Here is a 6,744-nt window from a genome sequence, read left to right as displayed (position 1 = left end):
ACCTCTTTATATGAGGGACTGCGTACTTTTTGTAGAACGGTCCGGCGAGTTGTGCGTACTGGCGAGGTTAAGGACTTAAGGTCTGGAGCCGAAGTGAAAGCAAGCGTTAATAGCGCGTCAAGTCAGTGAGTGCAGACCCGAAACCGGGTGACCTATCCATGTCCAGGTTGAAGCTTCCGTAAGAGGAAGTGGAGGACCGAACCCACATCCGTTGAAAAGGGTGGGGATGAGGTGTGGATAGCGGAGAAATTCCAATCGAACCCGGAGATAGCTGGTTCTCCTCGAAATAGCTTTAGGGCTAGCCTCATGAGAGTCTTATGGAGGTAGAGCACTGAATTGCCTAGGGGGCGTCAAAGCTTACCAAAGCATATCAAACTCCGAATGCCATCAAGATGATTCATGGGAGTCAGACCATACGAGATAAGTTGGATGGTCAAAAGGGAAAGAGCCCAGACCTACAGCTAAGGTCCCAAAGTGCGTGTTAAGTGGAAAAGGATGTGGGGATTCTAAGACAACTAGGACGTTGGCTTAGAAGCAGCCATTCATTGAAAGAGTGCGTAATAGCTCACTAGTCGAGAGTCCCTGCGCCGAAAATGTCCGGGGCTGAAACACGACACCGAAGCTTAGGAATGTGTAAACATTGGTAGAGGAGCATTGTTAGCGGGATGAAGCCATACCGTAAGGAGTGGTGGACTGCTAAGAAGAGAGAATGCCGGAATGAGTAGCGAGATGAAGGTGAGAATCCTTCAGGCCGAATATCTAAGGTTTCCAGAGTAAAGCTGATCTGCTCTGGGTAAGTCGGGACCTAAGGCGAGGTCGAAAGACGTAGTCGATGGATAACAGGTTGAAATTCCTGTACCGCATATAAACAGAACTGTGGGGACACAGACAGGGAATGGAATCCGGGAATGGATATCCCGGTGCAAGCGAGGTAGGAGTGCTGTTGGCAAATCCGCAGCACGATCTGAAGACGTGACGCGTACCGAACATAAGTAGGGAAGTCCAGGCCCCTGGCTGTCAAGAAAAGCCGCTATTGTTTTATATGTGCCCGTACCGCAAACCGACACAGGTGGATGAGGAGAGAATCCTAAGGCCGACGGGAGAAGTATTGTTAAGGAACTCGGCAAAATGACTCCGTAACTTCGGGAGAAGGAGTGCCATGAGAGTGGCCGCAGAGAAATGGCCCAAGCAACTGTTTAGCAAAAACACAGGTCTATGCAAAACCGCAAGGTGAAGTATATGGGCTGACGCCTGCCCGGTGCTGGAAGGTTAAGGGGAGAGGTTAGCGCAAGCGAAGCTTTGAACTTAAGCCCCAGTAAACGGCGGCCGTAACTATAACGGTCCTAAGGTAGCGAAATTCCTTGTCGGGTAAGTTCCGACCCGCACGAAAGGCGTAATGATTTGGGCACTGTCTCAACGATACACCCGGTGAAATTGAAATACCAGTGAAGATGCTGGTTACCTGCGCCAGGACGGAAAGACCCCATGGAGCTTTACTCCAGTTTGATACTGGGATTCGGCATGGTATGTACAGGATAGGTGGGAGACTGAGAAGGTATGACGTCAGTTGTACCGGAGTCGCTGTTGGGATACCACCCTTACCATGTTGGATTTCTAACCTGTGGCCGTGATCCGGTCAGGGGACAATGTCAGGCGGGGAGTTTGACTGGGGCGGTCGCCTCCGAAAGGGTATCGGAGGCGCTCAAAGGTTCCCTCAGAATGGTTGGAAACCATTCGAAGAGTGCAAAGGCAGAAGGGAGCTTGACTGTGACACCGACGGGTGGAGCAGGTACGAAAGTAGGACTTAGTGATCCGGTGGTATAAAGTGGGATTGCCATCGCTCAACGGATAAAAGCTACCCTGGGGATAACAGGCTTATCACTCCCAAGAGTTCACATCGACGGAGTGGTTTGGCACCTCGATGTCGGCTCATCGCATCCTGGAGCTGTAGCAGGTTCCAAGGGTTGGGCTGTTCGCCCATTAAAGCGGTACGCGAGCTGGGTTCAGAACGTCGTGAGACAGTTCGGTCCCTATCCGGCGCAGGCGGAGGAAATTTGATAGGAGCTGTCCTTAGTACGAGAGGACCGGGATGGACGGACCGCTGGTGTATCTGTTGTACTGCCAAGTGCATAGCAGAGTAGCCAAGTCTGGAAGGGATAAACGCTGAAGGCATCTAAGCGTGAAGCCCCCCTAAAGATAAGATTTCCCATACCATAAGGTAGTAAGACCCCTTGAAGACGACGAGGTAGATAGGGCAGAGGTGGAAGTACGGTAACGTATGGAGCTGACTGTTACTAATCGGTCGAGGCTTTAACCAAAGAAGGCTGAAGTGTAAGAGATGTAGAAAGATTCTTGTATGTTGTTTTGAAGGTATATGATATAATAAGAATAGACCTTATAATAATCCTCGATAGCTCAGTTGGTAGAGCACACGGCTGTTAACCGTGCTGTCGCTGGTTCGAGCCCGGCTCGGGGAGTTAAATACTGAATAAAGTATTAAGACCGTGAAGCGGTCGAACAATCAGGCTCCATGGTCAAGTGGTTAAGACACCGCCCTTTCACGGCGGTAACACGGGTTCAAATCCCGTTGGAGTCATTACGATTCATAAATGAGTGATATCGTCTAATATGCCGTTGTGGCTCAATTGGCAGAGCAGCTGATTTGTAATCAGCAGGTTACCGGTTCAAGTCCGGTCAACGGCTTTAAACGGACCTTTAGCTCAGTTGGTTAGAGCAATCGGCTCATAACCGATCGGTCCGGGGTTCGAGTCCCCGAGGGTCCATTTAAACTAAATAATTTACATTCTGGCCCGGTGGCTCAGCTGGTTAGAGCGCCGCCCTGTCACGGCGGAGGTCGTGGGTTCGATTCCCATCCGGGTCGCTAGATTGTGTTTAAACCAATCGTTTGGGATCATAGCTCAGCTGGGAGAGCATCTGCCTTACAAGCAGAGGGTCATAGGTTCGAGTCCTATTGGTCCCACTTATATGCCAGATAATTAAGGTATGTATATGCCGCAGTGGCGGAACTGGCAGACGCGCAGGACTTAAAATCCTGTTCGAGTTAAATCGAGTACCGGTTCGATTCCGGTCTGCGGCATTTAGATGTGAATAACATCTGAATTGTCATATTTGACAATTGAATATGTGGGCGTAGCTCAGCTGGATAGAGCGTCTGGCTACGGACCAGAAGGCCGGGAGTTCGAATCTTCTCGCCCACGCTGAAGAGATCTGATTTATCAGGTCTCTTTTTGTATGTAAAAAAAGAACACAATGATACAAATTTTACAATTATTTCATTTGTTAATTATAAAATTCAAAACAATACACTATTTCCTTTACATTTGTGTCGTTATATGGTAAAATTCTTCAAGTATGTAACAGAAGTGTAACAATTGAAAGGGTTATCAATGAAATCACGATTAAAGAAAATAACAATTTTCTCATTAGTCTTTTTATTTATATTTGGTACAGCAATCACAACAACACCAAAACAGCAGGTTAAGGCTGATGATGGATATAATGGAAAAATCTTCAGACACTGGTGCAAATTAAGAGCCAGCAAATCAAAAAGATCAAAAGTTTTAAAGAGATTAGAGATTGGAACACCTGTCACAGTCTATTCAACAAGTGGAAAGTGGAGAAAGGTTTCTGTAAACGGTAAGACAGGATATGTCTTAAAGAAATATGTTTATATTAACACAGATGCTCCTGCATTAGAAGGAACAACATATGACAAAGGACAGACAGTAGCACAATTTGCACAGCGTTTTGTTGGAAACTCCTACGTATGGGGTGGAACAGACTTAAACAGAGGAGCTGACTGTTCAGGATTTATCGGATCAGTTTACAGATCATTTGGATATAATCTTCCAAGAACTTCTTCTGAATTAAGAAGAGCAGGAAGAAAAGTTTCTTATAATGAGAAACAGCCAGGAGATATCATCTGTTATAATGGACATGTAGCGATGTATATTGGAAATGGAAAGATTGTACATGCAAGTAACAGAAGAACAGGAATCAAAATTTCGCCAAGAGCAAACTACCGTAGAATTGTTTGTGTAAGACGAGTAGTGGAATAATTACATAAAGAATTGGAAGAACCTTTACATGATCAGATTAGATTATGTAGGGGTTCTTTTTTTCGATTTATAGGAAATTCCCCTATGAATTAGTAAAAGTAATCTTTGCTATTAATGAGTTGCAATTGTATAATATTGACTAGAAGCAGGTAGAAAGGAAGACAAAGATGAAAACATACAAAGGAATTATTTTTGATTTAGATGGCACTTTATTAGATACGATCAATGATCTTACAGATAGTGTCAATGACGTAATGAAAATCTACGGATGGAAAGAATATGATAGCAAAGCATGTAAGATGATGGTTGGAAATGGATTTCGTAAATTAATCCAGAGAGCATTGCCAGAAGAGAAACAGAAAGACGAAATGTTTCTTGATGAGGCAGTTGATCAATTTTCAAAAGCATATCAGAAGAGATATTTAAACAAAACGATTCCGTATGAAGGAATTCTTAAGTTACTGGGAACTTTAGAAGAAAAAGGAATTAAAATTGCAGTAAATTCCAATAAACGAGGAGATTATACTAGTGCATTGGTAAATAAATATTTTTCACAGTTTCCATGGGTTGCAGTGTATGGGGAACGTGAAAGAGAAGGAATTCCTAAGAAACCGGATCCAAGCGCGGCATTAGAGATTGCTAATCATATGAATTTGCCAGCAGAAGAAGTTTTATATATTGGTGATTCAAAAACAGATATGGAAACAGGACAGAATGCCAAGATGGATACGATAGGTGTAGCATGGGGATTTCGAGGAGCAGAGGAGTTAAGAGAGAATAATGCTACATATATTGTAGAGAAACCGGAAGCGATTTTAGAGTACGTTATATAAACCAACAACAACCCAAAGTGAAACATAGCGCCATAATGAGTGCCATATTTGAACTGAAAATCATTTCAGGTAAAAAAGATTGTATGTTAAAATAAACACAGATAAGAAAAGTACAACAGAAGCAGGAAAAGACTTTGCAGAATGTTTGGATGCTATGAATGCCGCAGCAGAAAAAGGATGGCAGTCTACAAAAGATCTTGTAGCCAAGATCGGACGAGCAAGCCGCCTTGGAGAACGCTCTCGAGGTGTTCTTGATGCAGGAGCAACCAGCTGTTATTTCATCATCACAACCATTGGAAGCACAGCAAAGAGCCTGTTATAAGAATGATTTATATTGCGAAAGCAATGAACCCTCTATATATTCATACAATTTGTTTAGGAAGAACCTCAAAGTTTCGGAAAGAAGCTTTGAGGTTTTTTCATTTCATAGGAAATTTTCTTGACATTTTTAAAAAAGTTATTGACAAATAAGAAAAAAGTATATAAACTAACTGTATCATATGAAATGGTACAGTTAGTACAGCTAATACAGTATGGCATACAGTATGACAAAAACAATAAGGAGGTACAGATGTGTTTCGAATCAACCCTGCCAGTGGCAAGGCAATTTATGAACAGATCATGGAACAAGTAAAAGAAGCAGCGTGGAAAGGATATCTAAAACCTGGAGATGCTTTGCCGTCCGTTCGTAAATTAGCATTAAGTCTCAGTGTAACACCCAACACCGTAGCGAAAGCATATCAGTTGTTGGAGAAAGAGAAAGTAATTATAACAATACGAGGAAAGGGAGCATTTTTGGCAGAGAATGCTTCACAAGAGGTAGACAAAGAAAAGATGCAGGAGATCAAGACAAGTTTAAAAGAGATATTAAGTGAGCTTCGTTATGAAGGGTATGATGAAGAGAAGATAGCAAGCCTGATACATGAGATCTATCAGGATTTGGAGGGATAGGATATGAAAGTGATCGAACTAAAGGACGTGAAAAAATCATATGGAAAGAATGAGATTCTTCATGGAATCAGCCTGGATATAGAAGAGGGAAGCATTCATGGGCTGGTAGGACGCAATGGATGTGGAAAGACAACACTGATCAAATGTCTAACAGGAATTTATGAACAGGATCAAGGACAGATTCTGGTCTGTGGAGAAGAAATTTTCGAGAATCCAAAAGTAAAAGCACAGGTAGGATATGTTGCGGACAGCAACCAGTATTTTGAAGGGTATCATATCGATGAGATGGTAGAATTTTATAAACAGATCTACCCAACATTCGATGAGAAAGTATTTAGGGACTACAATCAGAGTATCGGATTAGATGTAAGTAAAAGAATCAAAGAATTATCTAAAGGACAGGCAATGTCATTAGCTTCGATGTTGAATCTGTCCATCCATCCAAAAGTGATGATCATGGATGAACCAATGTCAGGACTGGATGTGATCGCACAGAAACAGATCAAAGATTTTATTGTCAATGAAGTCGATATGAATGGGATGAGTGTTCTGATCTCATCACATGATTTAAAGGATTTAGAAAGTTTCTGCGATTCCGCAAGTATGATGAAGGACGGAAAGATCCTTTATCATGGAACAATGGATCAGATGAAAGAACGATTTACAAAATTACAGGTTGTATTTGGAGAATCAAAAAGCGAGATCTTCAAAGAACTTCCGGGAGTGATCACGTATTCTAATCTTGGAAGTGTATACACAGTAATATTAGAAGGGTATGGAGAGCCAATTCATGAGGCATTAAAACAAGCAGGAGCGATTGTAGTAGAGGAAATTCCATTAAGTTTAGAAGAAGTATTCGTCTACAGCAACCGCTAAGAGGA

Annotated in this window: 4 protein-coding genes, 8 tRNA genes, 1 rRNA gene and 1 pseudogene (1 of these 14 running past the window's edge); all 14 read left to right on the top strand. The window is 42.7% G+C overall.

All coding sequences use genetic code 11. The annotated features are described in order from the left end of the window. Positions 1-2,318 (top strand): 23S ribosomal RNA (locus QUE18_RS11720); it begins 570 nt to the left of the window's first position. Positions 2,319-2,404: 86 nt separating this feature from the next. Next, positions 2,405-2,477, top strand: a tRNA-Asn gene (locus tag QUE18_RS11715). A 47-nt stretch (positions 2,478-2,524) separates the two neighbouring features. Continuing rightward, a tRNA-Glu gene (locus QUE18_RS11710) sits at positions 2,525-2,596 on the top strand. Positions 2,597-2,630: 34 nt separating this feature from the next. Then, a tRNA-Thr gene (locus tag QUE18_RS11705) sits at positions 2,631-2,703 on the top strand. 6 nt (positions 2,704-2,709) lie between these two features. Then, positions 2,710-2,783 (top strand) — tRNA-Ile (locus QUE18_RS11700). Between the two features lie 24 nt (positions 2,784-2,807). Then, positions 2,808-2,881, top strand: a tRNA-Asp gene (locus tag QUE18_RS11695). A 26-nt stretch (positions 2,882-2,907) separates the two neighbouring features. Further along, positions 2,908-2,980, top strand: a tRNA-Val gene (locus QUE18_RS11690). A gap of 31 nt (positions 2,981-3,011) precedes the next feature. Next, a tRNA-Leu gene (locus QUE18_RS11685) sits at positions 3,012-3,097 on the top strand. A gap of 47 nt (positions 3,098-3,144) precedes the next feature. After that, positions 3,145-3,218 (top strand) — tRNA-Arg (locus QUE18_RS11680). A gap of 189 nt (positions 3,219-3,407) precedes the next feature. Further along, positions 3,408-4,079 (top strand): C40 family peptidase, encoded by a 672-nt coding sequence (locus QUE18_RS11675; RefSeq protein WP_009204647.1) that lies wholly within the window; start codon positions 3,408-3,410, stop codon positions 4,077-4,079. Between the two features lie 167 nt (positions 4,080-4,246). Continuing rightward, complete coding sequence (locus QUE18_RS11670) at positions 4,247-4,912, top strand: HAD family hydrolase (protein ID WP_009204646.1); 666 nt, start codon at positions 4,247-4,249, stop codon at positions 4,910-4,912. Positions 4,913-5,030: 118 nt separating this feature from the next. Further along, positions 5,031-5,234: pseudogene (locus QUE18_RS11665) on the top strand (dihydroxyacetone kinase family protein); the annotation flags it as partial. Between the two features lie 251 nt (positions 5,235-5,485). After that, the gene (locus tag QUE18_RS11660; protein WP_009204644.1) at positions 5,486-5,863 is read left to right on the top strand and encodes a GntR family transcriptional regulator; all 378 of its coding nucleotides are present in this window, start codon (positions 5,486-5,488) and stop codon (positions 5,861-5,863) included. A 3-nt stretch (positions 5,864-5,866) separates the two neighbouring features. Then, a complete protein-coding gene (locus QUE18_RS11655; protein WP_009204643.1) occupies positions 5,867-6,739 on the top strand; it encodes an ABC transporter ATP-binding protein in 873 nt (290 codons plus the stop codon). Positions 6,740-6,744: the final 5 nt, after the last annotated feature.

It is taken from the genome of Anaerostipes hadrus ATCC 29173 = JCM 17467 (assembly GCF_030296915.1).
In the GTDB taxonomy this organism is placed as follows: Bacteria; Bacillota; Clostridia; order Lachnospirales; family Lachnospiraceae; genus Anaerostipes; species Anaerostipes hadrus.
Note: the sequence above shows the minus strand (reverse complement) of the source record. Positions and strands in the feature narration are given on the sequence as shown.

What these genes read in the sequence shown, in the direction of transcription:
- QUE18_RS11670 (WP_009204646.1), top strand. Translation starts at nt 4,247, where the DNA reads ATGAAAACATACAAAGGAATTATTTTTGATTTAGATGGCACTTTATTA.
- QUE18_RS11655 (WP_009204643.1), top strand. Translation starts at nt 5,867, where the DNA reads ATGAAAGTGATCGAACTAAAGGACGTGAAAAAATCATATGGAAAGAAT.
- QUE18_RS11675 (WP_009204647.1), top strand. Translation starts at nt 3,408, where the DNA reads ATGAAATCACGATTAAAGAAAATAACAATTTTCTCATTAGTCTTTTTA.